At 42.1% G+C, this 2,527-nt stretch carries 1 protein-coding gene; it reads left to right on the forward strand.

What is annotated here, in order from left to right; genetic code table 11:
* Nucleotides 1-229: 229 nt before the first annotated feature.
* On the forward strand, nt 230-2,527 hold a 2,298-nt coding region (locus tag J3U13_RS11335), incomplete at its 3' end, for a type VI secretion system Vgr family protein (RefSeq protein WP_267342167.1).

Genomic DNA, 2,527 nt, shown 5'->3' on the forward strand with positions numbered 1-2,527 from the left:
AAAACGGTTCATACAATTGACTGCATTTGAAGTCTCTGTCCAGTAAAAGTTTGTTGAATGATAGACAACTATTTTCAATTCATCACCCTACATTCAGACTCTACTCACAAACATCCAATCCATTTTTTATACATTATATAAAGAATTTATTGAAAAATTTTTGAAAACACATTAACTTGATCCCGATAATCATTTTCGAGTATCAAATATAGGAATTGAAGGAGTAAACATGGCGAACAAATTAAACTCACTGATTAATACCGTTGGTGAGGGGCTCTTTAATGGAATAGCAGATGAGGTATGTCATAACCGCTACACCTTAATGGTCGATAATTTGATTTCGCCGATTAGTGTTATACAGGTTCAGGGGGATGAGCAGCTCAATCAGCCATGGTATTACACCATTGATTTCACCAGTATTGATAAAACTTTATCGCCTGATGCGATACTCAACCAAAAAGCGTCCTTCTACTTTAATCCTGCTATGAATAACGTACTGGAAACGGCGATTCGTTCGTTAAGTGATCTCCCTATCGAGAGTGACTTACGTAAAATTTCTGGTGTTATCACTCGTTTTAATGTGTTATCTGTGAGTAAAGAGCAGGCACATTATCAGATTGTGTTATCCCCTCGTTTAGCAAGATTAGCATTGAATCGCAATCATGCGATATTTCAAAATCAAAGTGTGATCAGTGTGGTGGAAGAAGTGCTACGCAGTCATGGTTTTACTGGCATTGATTATCGGCTGGAATTGAACAATCGCTATCCGGAACGTGAATTCATTACTCAATGGCAGGAAAGTGATTTAAGCTTTATACAACGTCTGTTAGCCGATATTGGTGTCTGGTTTCGGTTTGAAACGCATGCCGAGCACAATTGCGATGTCATGGTCATAAGTGATAACGAACAAGGTTATGAGCAGGCAAGTGATATAGATTATCGATTACCGAGTGATACGCTGGATGGCGGAACAGAAAGTATCTGGAATATTCGGCAGGACAATCATATGGTGAAATCCTCAGTCAAAGTGCAGGATTACAACTACCGTGACGCCAAAGCTAAGTTACTGAGTGAAGTTAACAGCCAACCTAAAGACAGCACCACTTATGGCACCGATTACCGTTATGATGAGCATTATAAAGAACGAACAACTTACGGTCAGGAAGATAAAGTTGAGGGAGATAACGATAATCGCAACAGCAATGGCTCAACTGACCAGCGTAATCAAATTGAAACCGGTCAATGGTATGCCAAAATTCGACATGAACAAGCAATCAGTAAAAAAACTCTGATTAGCGGAAAAAGCAACCGCTATCATCTGACACCAGGTCAACGCATTCAAATAAAGGGCAGTCCGCTGGTTAATGTTGATGACGGTGTGATTATTTTAAGCGTGGAAGGCCATGGCAACCGCACGGATGCTTACGAGCTGAGTTTTACCGCAATACCGTATCAGGTATTAAAACCATACCGTCCTGAGCCATTAAAGTGGCCCAAAATGGTGGGTACCTTATCGGCAAGAGTGACTAGTCCTGACAATGACACTTACGGTTATATTGATACTCAGGGTCGTTATCGGGTTAAATTTAATTACGACCTAAAAGAGTGGAAAAAGGGCTATGAAAGTTTATGGGTCAGGCAGGCAAAACCGTACGCAGGCGGGAGTTATGGTTTCCACTTTCCACTGATTGACGGGACTGAAGTTGCCATTGCCTTTACCAAGGGCAACCCTGACCGCCAGTATATTGCGCATGCCATGCATGACAGTACGCATCCGGACCTTGTAACGACGATAAACAAACATCGCAATGTGATTCGTACCCCAACTAATAATAAGTTACGCATGGATGACAAACGGGGGCAGGAGCACATCAAGCTGGCGACCGAATACGGCAAAACTCAACTTAATATTGGGCATCTTGTCAACAGCAACAAAGAGCAACGAGGGGAAGGATTTGAACTGCGTACGGATAAATGGGGGGCGATTGCAGCGAATCGAGGTCTGTATTTGACCAGTCAGACCGAACCCAAAGCGCAAGGTAAGCAACTGGATATGCAAGGGGCAATGGCTGAACTGGAAAATGCGTTATCGATTGCCAAAGCACTGCAAAATGCGGCGCAACAGGCGCAAACTCATGCATCTGATACAGATTCACAACAACACTTACAAAGTGCTTTAAAAGACATGAATCAAGCGGGGATCCTCGCTTATGCACAAGAAGGCATAGCATTAACCAGTCCGGAAAACATCCAGCTTACTTGCGCCAACAATATAACGGTAACAACGGCAAGTCAAACGGATATTACGGCATTAAAAAATATTACCCTATCTACATCAGAAGCCATCAGCTTATTGGCACAAAAATCAGGAATGAAAGTGTTAGCCAATCAAGGTGATATTGATGTGCAAGCCCAAAATGCCAACCTCAATATGTTGGCGAAACAAGATATCCAAATAAACAGTGTAGAGAGTAAAGTGGACATTAGCGCAGCGCAAGAAATAACCTTTATTTGTGGAGGCTCGTAC

It is taken from the genome of Gilliamella sp. B2887 (assembly GCF_026537015.1).
In the GTDB taxonomy this organism is placed as follows: Bacteria; Pseudomonadota; Gammaproteobacteria; order Enterobacterales; family Orbaceae; genus Gilliamella.